Annotated in this window: 14 protein-coding genes and 1 pseudogene; 8 read left to right on the forward strand and 7 right to left on the reverse strand. The window is 68.7% G+C overall.

Translation table 11 applies throughout. The annotated features are described in order from the left end of the window. Entirely contained in the window at positions 1–1,476 is a 1,476-nt protein-coding gene (locus K3U96_RS25350; protein ID WP_220691482.1) for an AMP-binding protein, read from the forward strand. Here the strand turns inward: K3U96_RS25350 and K3U96_RS25355 are convergent. Next, positions 1,473–2,585, reverse strand: a complete 1,113-nt coding sequence (locus K3U96_RS25355) for an acyltransferase family protein (RefSeq protein ID WP_275085801.1) — start codon at positions 2,583–2,585, stop codon at positions 1,473–1,475. The genes K3U96_RS25350 and K3U96_RS25355 overlap by 4 nt on opposite strands. 206 nt (positions 2,586–2,791) lie before the next feature. Between K3U96_RS25355 and pgfA the strand changes: the two genes are divergently transcribed. Further along, complete coding sequence (pgfA, locus tag K3U96_RS25360; RefSeq protein ID WP_069405279.1) at positions 2,792–3,997, forward strand: cell envelope lipid trafficking protein PgfA; 1,206 nt, start codon at positions 2,792–2,794, stop codon at positions 3,995–3,997. After that, positions 3,994–5,700, forward strand: a complete 1,707-nt coding sequence (locus K3U96_RS25365) for an MmpA family trehalose lipid delivery protein (RefSeq protein WP_220693695.1) — start codon at positions 3,994–3,996, stop codon at positions 5,698–5,700. Before pgfA ends, K3U96_RS25365 begins: the two co-directional genes overlap by 4 nt. Here K3U96_RS25365 and K3U96_RS25370 read toward each other — a convergent pair. Beyond that, entirely contained in the window at positions 5,679–6,839 is a 1,161-nt protein-coding gene (locus tag K3U96_RS25370; RefSeq protein WP_220691483.1) for a glycosyltransferase family 4 protein, read from the reverse strand. The genes K3U96_RS25365 and K3U96_RS25370 overlap by 22 nt on opposite strands. A 35-nt stretch (positions 6,840–6,874) precedes the next feature. Here K3U96_RS25370 and K3U96_RS25375 point away from each other — a divergent pair, with 35 nt between their 5' ends. From K3U96_RS25375 to K3U96_RS25385, 3 genes are all read left to right on the forward strand, one after another. After that, complete coding sequence (locus tag K3U96_RS25375; RefSeq protein ID WP_220691484.1) at positions 6,875–7,684, forward strand: class I SAM-dependent methyltransferase; 810 nt, start codon at positions 6,875–6,877, stop codon at positions 7,682–7,684. 14 nt (positions 7,685–7,698) lie between these two features. After that, positions 7,699–9,174, forward strand: a complete 1,476-nt coding sequence (locus K3U96_RS25380) for an aldehyde dehydrogenase (protein WP_220691485.1) — start codon at positions 7,699–7,701, stop codon at positions 9,172–9,174. Between the two features lie 398 nt (positions 9,175–9,572). Beyond that, complete coding sequence (locus K3U96_RS25385; protein WP_220691486.1) at positions 9,573–10,145, forward strand: TetR/AcrR family transcriptional regulator; 573 nt, start codon at positions 9,573–9,575, stop codon at positions 10,143–10,145. Here K3U96_RS25385 and K3U96_RS25390 read toward each other — a convergent pair. From K3U96_RS25390 to K3U96_RS25400, 3 genes are all read right to left on the reverse strand, one after another. Further along, the gene (locus K3U96_RS25390) at positions 10,142–10,663 is read right to left on the reverse strand and encodes a dihydrofolate reductase family protein (protein ID WP_220691487.1); all 522 of its coding nucleotides are present in this window, start codon (positions 10,661–10,663) and stop codon (positions 10,142–10,144) included. The two genes, K3U96_RS25385 and K3U96_RS25390, sit on opposite strands and share 4 nt — an antisense overlap. A 1-nt stretch (position 10,664) precedes the next feature. Continuing rightward, positions 10,665–11,582, reverse strand: coding sequence for a helix-turn-helix domain-containing protein (locus K3U96_RS25395; protein WP_220691488.1), 918 nt, complete (start codon positions 11,580–11,582; stop codon positions 10,665–10,667). Positions 11,583–11,648: 66 nt separating this feature from the next. Next, positions 11,649–12,485 (reverse strand): arylamine N-acetyltransferase family protein, encoded by an 837-nt coding sequence (locus tag K3U96_RS25400; RefSeq protein WP_220691489.1) that lies wholly within the window; start codon positions 12,483–12,485, stop codon positions 11,649–11,651. Positions 12,486–12,555: 70 nt separating this feature from the next. Here K3U96_RS25400 and K3U96_RS25405 point away from each other — a divergent pair. Beyond that, positions 12,556–14,027: pseudogene (locus K3U96_RS25405) on the forward strand (HNH endonuclease signature motif containing protein). A 21-nt stretch (positions 14,028–14,048) separates the two neighbouring features. Here the strand turns inward: K3U96_RS25405 and K3U96_RS25410 are convergent. Beyond that, positions 14,049–14,372, reverse strand: coding sequence for a DUF8129 domain-containing protein (locus K3U96_RS25410; protein ID WP_220691490.1), 324 nt, complete (start codon positions 14,370–14,372; stop codon positions 14,049–14,051). A 37-nt stretch (positions 14,373–14,409) separates the two neighbouring features. Next, a complete protein-coding gene (locus tag K3U96_RS25415; protein WP_275085683.1) occupies positions 14,410–15,225 on the reverse strand; it encodes a crotonase/enoyl-CoA hydratase family protein in 816 nt (271 codons plus the stop codon). A gap of 64 nt (positions 15,226–15,289) precedes the next feature. Here K3U96_RS25415 and K3U96_RS25420 point away from each other — a divergent pair, with 64 nt between their 5' ends. After that, the gene (locus tag K3U96_RS25420; RefSeq protein WP_069403838.1) at positions 15,290–16,099 is read left to right on the forward strand and encodes a lysophospholipid acyltransferase family protein; all 810 of its coding nucleotides are present in this window, start codon (positions 15,290–15,292) and stop codon (positions 16,097–16,099) included. The last annotated feature ends 7 nt before the right edge of the window (positions 16,100–16,106 follow it).

A 16,106-nucleotide genomic window follows, 5' to 3' on the forward strand; every position in this document is an offset into this window, starting at 1 on the left:
ATGGCAGACCAGACTCCACCGATCAACACCCAGGTGTCCGCGCTGGCCCAACAGGCGCCGGACGCCCCGGCCGTCACCTGCGAGGACCGCACCATCACCCGCGGTGAGCTGGACGCCTCGACCAACCGGCTGGCCCGCGCCTACGCCGAACTCGGTGTGCGCCAAGGCGACTACGTGACCATCGTGCTGCCCAACTCGATCCAGTGGGCTCAGGCGGTGCTGGCGACGTGGAAGCTCGGCGCGGTTCCGCAGCCGCTGTCCCCGCACCTGCCCGACGCGGAGCTGACCGGGCTGCTCGCCCTGCGGCCGCGGGCGCTGATCGTGGGCCGCGCCGACCCGGACGGCAAGATCCTCAGCGTCCCAGCAGATTTCGCCGCTGACCCCGGACTGTCGGACGAGCCGCTGCCCGAGGCGGTGTCGCCGGTGCTGAAGGCCATGGCGTCCGGCGGCAGCACCGGGCGCCCGAAGTTGATCGAGGCGGGCGGTGATAGCCGCTTTCCGGCCCTGGTCGGCTATGCGATGGGCACGCAGGACGACGATGTCAATTTGTTCTCGGTTCCGTTGAGCCACAACACCGGGTTCACCACGTTCGCCATCGGCCTGGTGCAGGGACATCACAACGTGTTGATGCCGCGGTTCGATCCCCACGAGTTCCTCCGCCTGGTGACCGAGTACCGCGTGACGTATCTGGCCACCGTGCCCACGATCATGCAGCGGCTGCTGCCGGTGTACCGGGCCGACCCCGACGCCTACGACCTGTCGTCGATCCGGCGGTTCTGGCATGTGGGTGCGGCGTGCCCGCCCGCCGTCAAGCAGGCGTGGATCGACCTGCTTAGGCCCGAGGTGGTCTGGGAGTTGTACGGGGGCACCGAACTGCAGGCGTTGACGTTCATCTCCGGTGAGCAGTGGTTGGCGCATCCCGGTTCGGTCGGGGTCGTCGTCGCAGGCGAGATGAAGGTGCTCGACGACGACGGCAACGAATGCCCGCCCGGCGTGGTCGGCGAGGTCTACATGCGGCCTGCCCCCGGCAGCGCACCCACGTACCGCTACGTCGGCGCGAAGGCCAAGAGCCGCGACGGCTGGGACTCTCTCGGCGACCTCGGCTACTTCGACGAAGACGGTTTCCTGTACCTCAACGACCGTCGGGTGGACATGTTCACCGTCGGCGGGCGCAACGTGTACCCCGCGGAGATCGAGTCGGCATTGTCGGCGCACCCGAGGGTGCTGTCGTGCTTGGTGGTCGGAATCCCCGACGACGCCGGTGATCTCGGCCAGGTCCCGCACGCGATCGTGCATGCCGACGGCGACCTCGACGAAGCCGCCGTCGTCGACTTCCTGACCGAACGCATCGAGCGCTACAAGGTGCCCCGCAGCGTCGAGTTCACCGACACGCCATTGCGCGACGACGCGGGCAAGGCCAGGCGTTCGGCGGTGCGCGACGAGGTGCTCGCCCGGCGCGCGACGACGGGCAGCTAGCGCGCGATCGGCTCCGCAACGCTGCTGACCGAGGAATCCAGCGGCGGCACCGGACGTTGCCGCCGGAATTCCCAGCGTCGCAACGCTTCCCGGCAGGGGGACTCGACAAGCGCGTAGCTGACCGCGGCGATCGCCCAGCCGAACACCAGCGTGAGCACCAGCACCACCGGCATGTGCCCGTTGAACGCGAACTCACCGATGACAGGAAACACCATCGCCAGCGCGGCCAGGTGCCAGATGAACAGCCCGTAGGACCATCGGCCCAGGGTCACCATCGTCTGGCTGCCCAGCAGCCGGTGCGGGGTGTCGGGCCGGTCCAGCACCAGCGGCGCGACCAGCGCGCCGGCCACCACCGCACCCATCGCCGTCTTCACGATGAACTGGTCCAGGGTGCCGGGGGTGAGCCCCTCGGGGCCGGCCACCGGGGAGGCCGCGACCAGAAACGCCGCCACCGCGATGACGGCCATCAACACCCGGCGGCGCGCCAGCCGGTGCGCCCAGCCGACCGGGGACACGGTCAACTCGGCCAGCAGCATGCCGGCGGCGAACCACGAGAAGAAGGCCGGCGGCCAGTTCAGCGCGTTGACCCCGTACGGGGTGTCAAACGGGATCAGCCCCCAGGCCAGGCTGGCCACTGCCGCCGTCGCGATCACCGTCACCCGGGCGCGCACCGGCACCCACCGCACCCCCAGCGCCAGCAGCGGCAGCACCAGGTAGAACGCCACCTCCACCGACAGGCTCCACATCTGGGTGAGACCGGCGGTCAGCGTCAACGGCACGTAGATCTGGGTGAGCGTGAGGTTCGCCAGCCATACCGTCAGGTCGGCCTTGGCGTCGGGTAGCAGTAGGAGGATGACCACCACGGCCACCAGATAGCCCGGCATGATGCGCACGACCCGTGACCGCAGGTAGTGCCCGGTCGGCGGACTCGGCCGCAGTCCGCGGGCCGCCGCGGCGTGTCCGCGCCACAGCAGGAAGCCCGAGAGCGCGAAGAACACCGCGACCGCGAGGTCGAAGCGGCCGAACAACCGCCCGGCCACACCGCTGTTGTGACCGGTCTGAAACGCGACGTGGGTGACCACCACACCCATTGCGGCGCAGGCCCTCATGCCCTCGACCGCGGGCAGGAAGCTGCGTGTCCCGCCGACCCCGGAGGATTCCGTCACGGCGACCAGTGTGCCGCGCAGGTGAGAATTGGTCGAAAATGGGTCGTCACACGCCGGTCGTCTGATGCGGTCGTAGTAAGCGACGACTTTAAACCGGGCTGTTAGTGTCGAACGGGTTTGCGGGTGGCCGCAGGTGAAGGAGGCACGGTTTGAACCGCGCAGTGGCGCTGCGAATCGCGGCATGCGGGATCATGGGGCTCGGCGCTGCCCTGCTGATCGCCGCGCTGTTGCTGTCGACCTACACCGAGGGCAAGATCGCGAAGATTCCGCTCGATCTGGACGCGACCCTGGTCAGCGACGGCACCGGAACGGCCTTCGACCCGGCCTCGCTCAACGAGCAGACGTTCGTCATCGACCGTGACGTGCCGTTGGTGCAGCAGCAGCAGATGACGGTGGAATCGCCGTCCAACGCCGACGTCGTCACCCTTCAGGTCGGCACCACGCTGCGCCGCACCGACAAACAGCAAGACAACGGCCTGCTACTCGCGATGGTCGACACCGTCACGGTCAACCGGCACACCGCGGCGGCCGTGTCCAGCGAGAGCAACCCCGGTGGCGCCGTGCAGAAACCGCGTTCCATCGACGACGATCAGCCGCCGACCAACATCGCGCTGCCCCATGAGGGGCTGGCCTACCGGTTCCCGTTCGACACCGAGAAGAAGACCTACCCGGTGTTCGACCCGATCGCGCAGAAGGCGTTCGACGCCAACTACGACGGTGAGGAAGACGTCAACGGGCTGACCACCTACCGGTTCAGCCAGAACGTCGGCTACGACGCGGACGGCAAGCTCGTCGAACCGGTCAGGTACGCGTCGCTGTTCGACGACGAGGCCGACGCCGACGTCACCGCGACCGCGGCGATGTGGGGGGTGCCCGGCGAACCGGACGAGTCGATCACGATGGCGCGTTACTACGCCGCCCAGCGCACGTTCTGGGTGGACCCGGTGTCTGGCACCATCGTCAAGCGCGAAGAGCACGGCTACCACTACTACGCGCGTGAGCCGCTCAAGCCCGAGGTGACGTTCGTCGACTACAAGGTCTCGTTCAACGAGGAGACGGTCGAAGCCCAGGTCGCCAGCGCCCGTGACGAACGCGACCGGGTGGCGCTGTGGGGCCGCATCCTGCCGATCACGTTCACCGCGATGGGGTTGGTGTTCCTGGTCGGCGGCGCGCTGCTGGGCTCGTTCAGCCTGCGGGCCGAGTCCGCGCTGATCGACCCCGGTCTCGACGAGTCCGATCACCGCTTCTTCGGGCAGCGCGGTCCGTCTGGTGAACCCGTGCCCGGCGCAGAAGCCCAGACCGAGAAGCTGCCCGCGCCCCGGCCGTCCGATCTGCCACCGGACAGACCGGTCTGACCGCGCGGTTCGGTGCGCCCGCGCGGGCGCTGACGGCCCCGGCGTACGCGCTGGCACTGGCCATCGCGGTGACCGCACCGTTGTTCGCACCGGGCTACCTGCTGCTGCGCGACGCGGTGTCCACACCACGCTCGTATCTGTCCGATGCCGCGCTGGGCCTGACGGAGGCCGCCCCGCGTGCGCTGCCGCAGGATTTCTTCGTCGCGGTCGTGTCGGCGGTGGTCGACGGCGGCGTGGTCGTCAAGGTGTTGTTGGTGGCCGGGCTGTGGGCGGCCGGCGCCGGCGCGGCGCGGCTGGCGGCCGACGTACTCGGCTGCGGGCCGGCCGGCCAGTGTCTCGCGGTGACGGTCGCGGTGTGGAATCCGTATGTCGCCGAACGTCTTCTGCAGGGCCACTGGAGCCTGCTGGTGGGCTACGGGTGCCTGCCGTGGGTGGCGGCGGCCATGCTGCGGCTGCGCGGTTCGGCCGGGTCGGCGCCCATGTGGGCGCTGTTGTTCTGGATGGCGTTGGCCGGGCTCACCCCGACCGGGCTGCTGCTGGCGGCGACGGTCGCGCTGGCCTGCGTCTTCGCCCCCGGCGCGGGGCGGGCGCGCTGGGTGTGCGCGACGCTCAGCATGGGCATCGCGGTGCTGGTGGCGCTGCCGTGGCTGGTGGCGGCGGCGGTCGCCGGTTCGCTGTCGTCGTCACAGGCGGCGGGGGCAGACGCGTTCGCTGCCCGCGCCGAGCCCGGTCTTGGCACCCTGTTCAGCCTCGCCGGCCTCGGCGGCATCTGGAACGGTGAGGCGGTACCTACTACGCGTACAACGGTTTTCGCCGTTGTGGCAACGGTGGTGCTGCTGGCCGTCGTCGCGCTGGGGCTTCCGGTGCTGATCCGCCACCCGGCCGCGGTGCCGCTGCTGGTCCTGGCCATCGTCGCGGTGGTGGTACCCGCCGCGATGGCCACCGGTCCCGGGTTGGCGCTGGTGGAGGCCACGATCCGCACGCTGCCCGGCCTCGGAGTGGTGCGCGACGCGCAGAAGTGGGTGGCGTTGGCGATGCCCGGCTACGCGCTCGCAGCGGCCGCCGCGGTGCTCACGTTGCGCCGCTGGCTTCCCGCGGCCGCGGCGGCCGTGCTGTGCTGTGTGGCGCTGATCGCCACGCTGCCGGACCTGGCGTGGGGGGTCGGCGGCAAGGTTGTCGCGGTGCAGTACCCGCCGGGCTGGGCAAGCGTCGCGGCGCTCGTCAACGCCGACCCGCGGCCGGTCGCGGTGCTGCCCGCCGAAAGCATGCGCCGGTTCGGGTGGGCCGGTGACGCGCCGGTGCTCGACCCGCTGCCGCGCTGGGTGCGCGCCGACGTGTTGTCCACCGGGGACCTGAACATCGGTGGCCAGACGGTGCCCGGTGAAGGTGAACGTGCGCGGAAGGTGCAGGACATGCTGCTGCGCGGCGCGTCCCGCGACGAGTTGGCGCAGGCGGGCGTCGGCTGGGTGGTCGTCGAATCCGGCCCGCCCGCAGCGTCTTTGGAACTGCCGGTCGCCTACCAGGACTCGAGCCTCACCCTTTACCGGGTAGGCGGGGACAGACAGCAGGCGTCGGGTCGCGGTCTGGTGCTGGCGGCGCACCTGGCGTGGCTGGCAGCGTTGTTCGCAGGGTTGACGGGGATGGTCGTCGCGCGGCTTCGCCGAGCCCACCGACCGCGCGGCTACACCACGCCGCTGACGTAACGGCGCGCGTGCACCGCATCGAGCACGGTGCGCATCGCGTCGGCGCTTTGCCGCCAGGAGAACTCACCACTGCGGGTCTGGGCCTTGGCCCCCAACTGTTCGCACAACACCTCGTCGGACAGGAGCTGTTCGATTCCGTCGACCAGTTCGTCATGGTCGTCGACGAGCAGACCGGTGACGCCGTCGATGATCGAATCCGTCAGGCCGCCTGAGGAGCGGTAGCCGACCGTGGGCACCGCGTGCTGGCCCGCTTCGGTGACCGCCAACCCCCAACCTTCCTTGCGCGAAGGGAGCACGTGTACCCAACAGCGTTGTAGCACACGATGTTTCGTCTCGTCGTCGACGTGGCCGTGAAACGTAACCGCGTCGGTGATGCCCAGCAGCGCAGCGTGGTCGACGAGGCGCTGTCTCCACCAGCCGCCGCCGAGAACATCCATGTGCACGTCCGGGATGCGTTTGCGCAGTTCGGCGATCGCATCCAACGCGTCCTCGATCTGCTTGTGCGGCACCAGCCGCGACAGCACCGCCACCCGAGGCGTTTCGGACCGCGGCACATCCATGGTGTGCGGAGGTGCCTCGTCAAGGCCGTTGCGCACCACCGCGATCCGGTCGGGGTTCACACCGAGACGGGTCAGGTCCCGCGCCGACGGCAGCGAGACGGTGACGTACTGGTTGCGGCGGTGCGCCTTCGGCGAGAGCTTGGATTCGACGAACCAGCCGACCCGGCCCATCACCGGACCGGCCACCGGCCACTGCTCACGGTGGCAGTGGTGCACGAGCACCGCGACGCGCCTACCGTAGGCCAGGCGCGCCAGGAACGGGATGCCGTTTTGGGTGTCGATGACCACGTCGGGCCTGACCGTGCGCAGCGGTCCGAGCCCGATGCGGGCCAGCACCATCGCCAGCCCGGCCCAGATGTACACGCTGTGGCGGCCGCCGCCGCGGCTGACCTGCACGCCGTCGACCGTCTCGCGGCGCGGGGCACCGGGATAGCGCGCCGTGCGCAGCGTCACCGCGACGCCGGACTCAGCCAGTTGCGCCCCGATGCGCTGCAGGTAGGCCTCGCTGCCGCCGCCCTGGGGGTGACCGGTGTCGCGCCAACACAGCAGCAACACGGAGCGAACGCGACGGTCGGACATCCGTGCCAGCGTAGCGGCTGGATATGGTCGGTCGGATGGCCGTCACCGATGTCTGCGATGTGCTGGCCCGCCGGGCCACGCTGACCCGGTCGATCAAGCTGCTCAGCGAGTTCCGGTTCGAGCAGCGCGATCCCGCGCGGTTCTACGGGGCGCTGGCCGCCGACACTGCCGCGATGGTTGCCGACCTGTGGCGCGGGGTGCACGGCACCTCGCCGGCCGGTTGCACGCTGCTCGACGTCGGCGGCGGGCCCGGATACTTCGCGGCCGCGTTCGCCGACGCCGGGGTGCACTACATCGGGGTGGAACCCGACCCCGGCGAAATCCACGCGGTGCCCGCAGCGCCGGCGGCGACCGGTGCGGCCACGTACGTGCGCGCCTCGGGCACCGCGTTGCCGTTCGCCGACGCCAGCGTCGACATCTGCCTGTCATCCAACGTCGCCGAGCATGTGCGCGATCCGTGGCGGCTGGGCCGGGAGATGCTGCGCGTCACCCGCCCCGGCGGGCTGGTGGTGCTGTCCTACACGGTGTGGCTGGGCCCGTTCGGCGGCCACGAGACCGGGCTGTGGCACTACCTGGGCGGTGCCCGCGCGGCCGCCCGCTACACCCGCAAACACGGCCACGCGCCGAAGAACAACTACGGCTCGTCATTGTTCGCGGTGTCGGCGGGCGCCGGACTGCAATGGGCCGCCAGCACCGGCGCGCTGCTCGCCGCATTCCCCCGCTACCACCCGCGATGGAGCTGGTGGATGACACGGGTGCCGGTGCTGCGGGAGTTCCTGGTGAGCAACTTGGTGCTCGTGCTCATGCCGCCGACTGCAACAGGTTCTACTTTCGCGGGTCGGTAGGTAGTGTGACGGGCATGACACAGAGCACCGCGTTCAGGACCGACTGGGACAAGCTTTTCATCGGTGGCAAGTGGGTCGAACCCGCGTCCTCGGAGGTCATCGAAGTTCACTCGCCCGCCACCGGTGAGCTGGTCGGCAAGGTGCCGATGGCGGTGGAGGCCGACGTCAACGCCGCCTGCGCCGCCGCCCGCAAGGCGTTCGACGAGGGTCCGTGGCCGCACAAGTCGCCCGAGGAGCGGGCCGCGGTGCTGGGCGCCGCGGTCAAGCTGATGGAGGAGCGCGGCGACGAGCTGAAGTTCCTGCTGGCCGCCGAGACCGGACAGCCGCAGACGATCGTCGACATGATGCAGTACGGCGCCGCGATGTCGGCGTTCCAGTACTACGCGGGCGCAGCCGACAAGTTCCACTGGAAAGAGATCCGCGACGGCGTCTACGGGCAGACGCTGGTGGTGCGTGAGCCGATCGGTGTCGTCGGCGCCGTCACCGCATGGAACGTCCCGTTCTTCCTGGCCGCCAACAAGCTCGGCCCGGCGCTGCTGGCCGGCTGCACCGTGGTGCTCAAGCCCGCCGCCGAGACCCCGCTGTCGGTGTTCGCGATGGCGGAGATGTTCGCCGAGGCGGGGCTGCCCGAGGGTGTGCTGTCGATCGTGCCGGGCGGTCCGGAGACCGGCCGCGCGCTGACGGCCAACCCCGAACTGGACAAGTTCACCTTCACCGGCAGCTCCGCGGTCGGCAAGGAGATCGCCAAGATCGCCGCCGAGAAGCTCAAGCCGTGCACGCTCGAGTTGGGCGGCAAGTCGGCCGCGATCATCCTCGAGGACGCCGACCTCGACGCGACGCTGCCGATGCTCGGGTTCTCGGGTGTGATGAACAGCGGTCAGGCGTGCGTCGCGCAGACCCGCATCCTGGCGCCCCGGTCACGGTACGACGAAGTCGTCGAGAAGGTCGCCAACTTCGTCTCCGCGATGCCGGTCGGGTTGCCCGACGATCCCAACGCGGCGATCGGGCCGCTGATCTCGGAAAAGCAGCGGGAGCGGGTCGAGGGCTACATCAAGAAGGGCGTCGAGGAGGGTGCGCGCATCGTCACCGGCGGTGGCCGCCCCGAGGGCCTGGACAACGGCTGGTTCGTCGAGCCGACGGTGTTCGCCGACGTGGACAACTCGATGACGATCGCCCAGGAGGAGATCTTCGGACCGGTGCTGGCGGTGATCCCCTACGACACCGAAGAGGACGCCGTGCGCATCGCCAACGATTCGGTGTACGGCCTGGCGGGCAGCGTGTGGACCACCGACAACAAGAAGGCGCTCGAGATCGCCTCGAAGATCCGCACCGGTACCTACGCGGTGAACATGTACGCCTTCGATCCCGGCGCTCCGTTCGGCGGATACAAGAACTCCGGCGTCGGACGCGAGAACGGGCCGGAAGGCATCGAGGCATACGTCGAGCCCAAGAGCGTGCTGCTGCCGTTCGGCTACACCCCGGAGGACTGACCTCCCCGCGACGTACGCCGGTGACCTGCTGCCATTTCTATGACGTCTCCCATAATCCGGCGTTGTGCGTGGCGGCCCTCCGAGCTTTGAAGAGCGCATTTCCTGGGAATTGATGTGACCGGGAATACATAAATTGCACTTATGTGTTGTGCATTTTATGCTGCTCGTCATACTAAGGGAGGCGCTCGATGTGGATCGTTGAGGTCAACTTCGCCGGCCGTCGGTTCACACGTCGTGTGCCTGATCGCCGTCGATCGATCTTTGGATTGGGCGCCCGCGGCTTCGGTTGGCGTCCGTCGCAGACGCGGCAGACGCGCGCGGCCTGACCGCACTGGAGGTTACTGCTGTCTGCCACCCCGCCCAAGAACCGGAACAAGCGCGGTTCGACGCGGACCAACATGCTGATCAGCGCCGCCGAGATGCTGCGCGAGCGCGGGGTCGCCGGTGTCACGATCGACGAAGTGCTGGCCCGCAGCGGTGCGCCCCGGGGTTCGGTCTACTACCACTTCCCCGGGGGGCGTAACCAGATCCTGACCGAGGCGCTGCAGTACGCCGGGGATGTGATCACCGAGGTGATGGACGAAGCCGCCGGCCACGGCGGGATGTATTTGGTGCGCCAGTCCGTCGAGTTCTGGGAGCAACTGCTCGTCAACAGCGAGTTCACCGCGGGCTGCCCGGTTGTCGCCGCGACGATCGGGGCTGCCGACGACGAACCTGCGCTGACCTCGGTTGCCGGCGGCATCTTCGGCCACTGGCGCGATGCGCTGACCCGGGCGTTCGTTTCCGACGGGTTCGACGAGTCCGAGTCCGCCTCGCTGGCGATCATGTGCATCGCGTCGCTGGAGGGTGCGGTGGTGCTGTGTCGGTCCACCCGCAGCGTCGATCCTTTGCAAGACGTCGCTCAGCAGGTCGAATTCCTGATCAGGTCAAGGGAATTCATCCGCCGTCACGGCGTGCCGGACCACCGCTAGGCCTTACGCCATCGCGCGCAGACGAACTCCCCGTTGACTGCGGACTCCGTCAGCACCCATTCCGATCGGATCGGCAACACGCGCGAACCGGCGCCGAGCGAGCACGGGGCGTAGCTGACCACCATCTCGTCAACCAGACCCGCCGCGACGAACTGCGCGGCGACGTCCCCACCGCCGACCACCCAGACGTCCTTGCCCTCCGCGGCGGACACCAGCATGGGATGCAACTCGGTCACATCGCCGTCGTACGTGTGCACGGGATGCCCGTCGGCGATGATGTGGGGCCTGCTGGTCAGTACCCAGGCCGGCTGCTCGTACATCCATTGGCCCGGTTGGTTTTTCACAATCCACTCGTAGGTCGCCGATCCCATCACGATCGCGCCGACGGACCCGATGAACGTCTCGTAGCCGAACGGCCCGACCTGGTCGATGTCACGCGACGTCAACCAGTCCAGGCTGTCGGCGTCATCGACGATGTAGCCGTCGAGGCTGGACGCGGTGTAGTACACGGTCACCATGTCAGCTGCTCCTCATCCATTCGAGCGGATCGCCGTGGCCGGTGCGCACGCCTTGGCGAGCCAGCATCGCGCGTGCGAGTTGGCGGCGGTGCGCGGAATAGGTCAACACATGGGCCACGATGCCGTAGAGCTGGAAGGATTCCGGCGGGTCGCACAGCGCGTCGATGATGGTGTCGCGCAGCCTGCCTTCCGTGGTGTATTCGGAAACCATTGCAGTCCAACGCTTGCCAATACCATCGTGGTGGACCGCCAACTGTGCCGGTGTGGTCGATTCGGGTCGCGTCACCGTGCGGTCCGGGAAGTCACGGCCCTCGATCGTGGCCAGCCACACCTGTTTGGTCCACACGATGGCGCCGAGCACCGCGCCGATGCTTGGCTCCGGGCCGTCCCATTCCAGAACCACCTGTGCCGGCGAAATCGGTTCGCACCATTGGTCGTTGGACAGTTGAGCGGCCTGGTCGATCAGATACGACGTATCGGCGACGTCGTGGGCGACCATCAGCTGAGAAATATCGGGCTCCGTGGTGTCACCGTCGCTGTCCAGCCACAGCGACTGGGGCGGATGGAAGTGCAGGCCGTTGGGCGCCGGAACGCGAAACGGCAGTTCGGCGGCCCGCGACGGCGGCACCCCGAAGGTGCGCCGAAAGGCGCGCGAGAACACCTCGGCCGACGACCACCCTTCGTCGGTGGCGACGGCCGAGACGCTTTCGCCGCGGTGCAACCGCCACGCCGCCCGCTCGAGCATGATGCGCCGCCGCAGCGCGGCCGGCGACTCCCCCGTCAGCCGGCGCACCTCACGGGAGAAGTGGAATTCGGAGGCGTAGCTGCTGCGCGCCATGTGGCCGACGGCGGTGTTGTCGGCGTCGACGACCGCGTCGAGCAGTTCGCGGAGCCGGTCCCGGCGTGATCCGTCGCTCACGTTGATCGAGTATGGTCGCGCGCCGGCGGCATGGACATGACAATTCCTGCTCTGCCCTCCCGCCGCTCAGGCGTCGAGTACCTCGTTGACGCGCGCCTCGACGTCACCCAGCCCTGTCAGGTCGATACCGAAGCGATCGGTCAACGCGGTCAGCACGTCGGACGCATCCTCGAAGCTAACCCGTTCTGTGCCGCCTGCGCTGTGGATGGCGAGGTTGCGGCCACGCAGGTTCCAGCGTGCGTCGTCGGTCACCAACGCGGCGGACAGGCCGGTAACGAACTTGGACTCGGGATGTGTTGAGACGTACCAGCTTGCGACCTCCCGGTCGATGCGCGGCTGCGGCTGAATGCCGAACATGTAGAGCGGTTGCCACTGGTCGCGGACCCGCGCATCGAGAAGGTAGCCGTCTTCGTGTTCGCGCAGGCGGTAGGGCTCAAGGCGGGTCTGCTGGGTTGGGCCGGCTTCCAGCCGGATCGGCGAGGGCAGCGTCTGACCGCCGAAGCCGACGTCGACGAGCCAACGGCCGTCGTCGCCGGGCACAGTCACCGACAGCGCCTCGTGCGTTTGCGCGGGCAACTCGTCGGAGTCGCACATCCACACCACCCGGCCACCGAGCCGGTCCACCCCGTACCCGAGTTCCGCGAGCACGTAGCCCATCAAGCCGTTCTGCTCGAAGCAGTAGCCGCCCCGGCGGCGCTGAACGAGCTTGGCGGTGAGGGCTGCTGCGCTCAAATCGGCGACCGGCACCCCCGTCAGCGGATCGAGGTTTTCGAACGGGATGGCTCGGAGGTGCGCGGCGACCAGCCCGTGCAGTGTGTCGACGGTCGCTGCGGTTGAGCCGGTGTAGCTGATCCGGTCGAAGTAGGCAGCCAGGTCGAGCCCGGGGATTACATCGGCAGTCATGACCACATCCTCCGGGCTCAACCACAGTTGAGGTCAATTTTTGTCGTGGGCCTCTGGCAGTATCGAACGTATGTTCGCCTCGGAGTTTCGGTCGGCCGATGAGGCCGCGCTGGTCGCCGAGATTCAAGCGTGCACGCGTGCTGAGGCGGTGACGGCGGCGCGACGGTTCGCCGCGATCGGGGAGCTGGCCGCGCGCGCCGACGCGCCCGGGCTTGATGAGCGCCAGCAGTGGGCGGTGGATCTGTGGGCGTGTGCGGCCGCGGAGGTGGCCGCGGCGATGGGTATCAGCCAGCGCAAAGCCTCCGGGCAGATGAGGATCGCGTTGGCGCCGCGCGAGCGCCTGCCCAAGCTGGCCGCCCGGTTCAGTGCCGGTGAGATCAGCGCCAAGCTGGTCTCAGCGATCACCTGGCGCACCCACCTGGTGATCGATGCCGAGCTGATGGCGCGCATCGATGAAGCGGTCGCCGAACGCGCCGTGGCCTGGGGGCGTTGTCAGAGAAACGCCTGGAGTTGGCCATCGACGCGATCGTGGAAACCCACGACCCCGGTGCCCGGCGGCGCTTTCATGACGCCGAACATGGCTGTGATGTGCGGCTGGGCAAGCCCGATGACGACACCGGCACCGCGTCGTTGTGGGGGCGGTTATCGGCCGTCGATGCCGAACTGCTCGACAAGCGCATCGCCGAGATGATCGCAGGGGTGTGTGAGGGCGATCCGCGCACCGAAGGCCAACGCGGCGCTGCGGCCCTGGGGGCGATGGCGGCCGGGGCTGATCGGCTGGCCTGCCACTGCGGGGGCGCGCAGTGCCCGCGGGCCGGGGCGGCTGACCCCCGCGCAGCGGCCTTCGTCATCCACGCCATCACCGACACCACCCCCACCCCGACGAAGGCCAAGGCCACTTTGTCGCGCCCCACCAACACCAACGCCGAATCATCGGCGCCCAAGCCCGACGCGCAACCGCCGATGGCGTTGATCGTCGGGGGCGGGGTGATTCCGCCGGCGTTGTTGGCTGAGTTGATCGACAACGGGGCCACCGTGGGCCCGGTGTATCGGCCCTACGGCGTCGCCGATCCGGGCTATCGGCCTTCGCGGGCCTGTGAGCGCTTCGTGCACATGCGCGATATGACGTGTCGGTTCCCCGGCTGCGACCGCCCCGCCCGAAACTGCGACATCGACCACACCACGCCCTACCCCGGCGGGCCCACCCATCCGTCAAACAACAAGTGCCTGTGTCGTTTTCATCATTTGCTGAAAACTTTTTGCGGCTGGCGCGACGAGCAGTATCCCGACGGCACCGTCGTGTGGACGGCCCCTAGCGGACACACCTACCGCACCTATCCGTTTAGCCGGGTGCTGTTTCCGAACTGGGACACCACCACCGCCGACTTACCCCCACGGGCCAACGCACCCCCACCTTCGGCGCAACGCGCCCTGAAGATGCCGCGACGACGCCGCAGCCGCGCCGCCGACAACCAAGCACGCATCAACGCCGAACGCGAACTCAACAAGGGCGATGCCGCACGCGATATACCGCCGATCTGACACCGACGCGGCCGTCAGCGTCTACGGCTTGCCGCGCGATGGGGTCTGCGAGGCCACCCCGTGCCGCAGCGGAGTTCCGGGCTCGGCCGCGGTCGACTCCTGCACCGGTGAGCCGCCCGCCGTTCCGCTGACACCCGGCGCCTTGTCCGGGTCACCGGCGGACGGCTCGGCGCCGTGGGTCAGCTCCCGCAGCCGCGCGTGCAGAACGTCGAGCACCGGGATGCGGTTGCCGTGCTCGGTTTCGTGCTCGAACAGCGTGCGCAGTTGCGGCTCGTCCAGCGCGCGGATGCGGTGGCGCAACTCGGTGATGGGTAGTTGGTCGTAGTCCGTCAGCGGGAGGTCCATACCCGACGGTTGCCCGCCGCGGCGCGACGGAAAACCGTCAGGTGCCGGTCCAGTTCGGCGCGCGCTTCTCGGCGAAGGCGATCGCACCCTCTTTGGCGTCGTTCGACCCGAAGACGGGCCCGAGGATCTTCATCTGCTTGCGCCACATCTCGTCGGGGCTCCAGTTGCGCGACTCGACGATGATCCGCTTGGTGGCCGCCACGGCCAAGGGTCCGTTCGCGGTGATCTTCTCGGCCAGCGCGATCGCCGCCTCCAGCGCCTGCCCCGGTTCGGCCAGCGCGTTGACCAATCCGAGTTCGTGCGCGCGCACCGCGGGCAGGTTCTCCCCCGTCAGCGCGAGTTCCATGGCGATCGCGTACGGAATGCGCTGCGGCAACCGCAACAGCCCGCCGCCGCCGGCGACCAGCCCCCGCTTGACCTCCGGAATGCCGAACGCCGACTCCTTCGACGCCACGATGAGGTCCGTGGCCAGCGCCAACTCGGTGCCGCCTGCCAGGGCGAAACCTTCCACCGCCGCGATCAGCGGTTTGACCGGCGGCCGCTCAGTGAAACCCAGCCCGCGGCCCTGAATCGCGACGTTCTCGCCGCGGGCGAAGGCCTTGAGGTCCATTCCGGCGCAGAACGAGCCGCCCGCGCCGGTCAGCACCGCGACCGACAAGCCCTTGTCGAGGTCGAGGCGGTCCATCGCGTCGGCCAGGCCGCGGCTGACATCGGCGTTCACCGCGTTCTTCGCCTCGGGGCGGTTGATCGTGATAATCAGGATCCGGTCCCGCTGCTCGACCAGTACTGCTTCTTTGGTTCCACTGGTTTCGTCGCTCACGCGGGTGATCGTAGCGGCCGCCGGACTCGACATTTAGGCGCACCGCGGCGGCCAAGCTAAACTAGAACACGTTCCAGTTTCCATCGAAGGGGGCCGCATGGCCGCGACCGAGACCAAGCCGTCTGAGCTCGCCAAATGGGACCCCGGGTTGACCGAACGGGTCATGGGCCTGACCCGTCCCTTTCTCAAGCGCTACTTCCGCTCGCAGGTGCGTGGCCTCGACAACATCCCCGGCGGGGGCGCGCTGCTGGTCAGCAACCACTCCGGCGGCCTGTTCCCGATGGACGTGCCGATCCTGGCGGCCGACTTCTACGGCCAGCACGGCTACCACCGGCCGCTGTACACGCTGAGCCACGACATGTTGATGACGGGGCCGACGGGCGATTTCTTCCGGCGGATCGGGTTCATCAGCGCCAACCGGGAAAACGCCGATGAGGCACTGCGTTCGGGTGGCCTGGTCGTGGTGTTCCCCGGCGGTGACTACGACGTGTATCGGCCGACGTTGTCGGAGAACGTCATCGACTTCGGCGGCCGCACCGGCTACGTGAAGGCGGCGCTGAACGCGGGCGTGCCGATCGTGCCGACGGTGGGCATCGGCGGCCAGCAGACGCAGATCTTTCTGTCCCGGGGCACGTGGCTGGCCAAGCGACTCGGCCCGATCGCACGCCTGGCCCGCACCAAGATCGTGCCGATTTCGTTCGGCTTCCCGTTCGGGCTGTCGCTGGTGGTGCCGCCCAACATCCCGCTGCCCGCCAAGATCGTCATGCAGGTGCTGCCACCGATCGACATCGAGGCCGAGTTCGGCCAGGATCCAGACATCGACGAGGTCGACGCCCATGTGCGCCGGGTGATGCAACGGGCGCTGGACGAACTGGCCGCAGAACGTCGACTTCCGGTGTTGGGCTAGCGCGACG

Origin of the sequence: Mycolicibacterium holsaticum DSM 44478 = JCM 12374 (assembly GCF_019645835.1) — a bacterium.
Taxonomy (GTDB): Bacteria; Actinomycetota; Actinomycetes; order Mycobacteriales; family Mycobacteriaceae; genus Mycobacterium; species Mycobacterium holsaticum.

Coding starts and splice junctions, on each gene's coding strand:
- K3U96_RS25355 (WP_275085801.1), bottom strand. CDS start 2,585: ATGAGGGCCTGCGCCGCAATGGGTGTGGTGGTCACCCACGTCGCGTTT.
- K3U96_RS25390 (WP_220691487.1), bottom strand. CDS start 10,663: ATGGTGACCGTGTACTACACCGCGTCCAGCCTCGACGGCTACATCGTC.
- K3U96_RS25350 (WP_220691482.1), top strand. CDS start 1: ATGGCAGACCAGACTCCACCGATCAACACCCAGGTGTCCGCGCTGGCC.
- K3U96_RS25400 (WP_220691489.1), bottom strand. CDS start 12,485: ATGACTGCCGATGTAATCCCCGGGCTCGACCTGGCTGCCTACTTCGAC.
- K3U96_RS25410 (WP_220691490.1), bottom strand. CDS start 14,372: ATGGACCTCCCGCTGACGGACTACGACCAACTACCCATCACCGAGTTG.
- K3U96_RS25370 (WP_220691483.1), bottom strand. CDS start 6,839: ATGTCCGACCGTCGCGTTCGCTCCGTGTTGCTGCTGTGTTGGCGCGAC.
- K3U96_RS25380 (WP_220691485.1), top strand. CDS start 7,699: ATGACACAGAGCACCGCGTTCAGGACCGACTGGGACAAGCTTTTCATC.
- K3U96_RS25385 (WP_220691486.1), top strand. CDS start 9,573: ATGCTGATCAGCGCCGCCGAGATGCTGCGCGAGCGCGGGGTCGCCGGT.
- K3U96_RS25420 (WP_069403838.1), top strand. CDS start 15,290: ATGGCCGCGACCGAGACCAAGCCGTCTGAGCTCGCCAAATGGGACCCC.
- K3U96_RS25375 (WP_220691484.1), top strand. CDS start 6,875: ATGGCCGTCACCGATGTCTGCGATGTGCTGGCCCGCCGGGCCACGCTG.
- K3U96_RS25415 (WP_275085683.1), bottom strand. CDS start 15,225: ATGTCGAGTCCGGCGGCCGCTACGATCACCCGCGTGAGCGACGAAACC.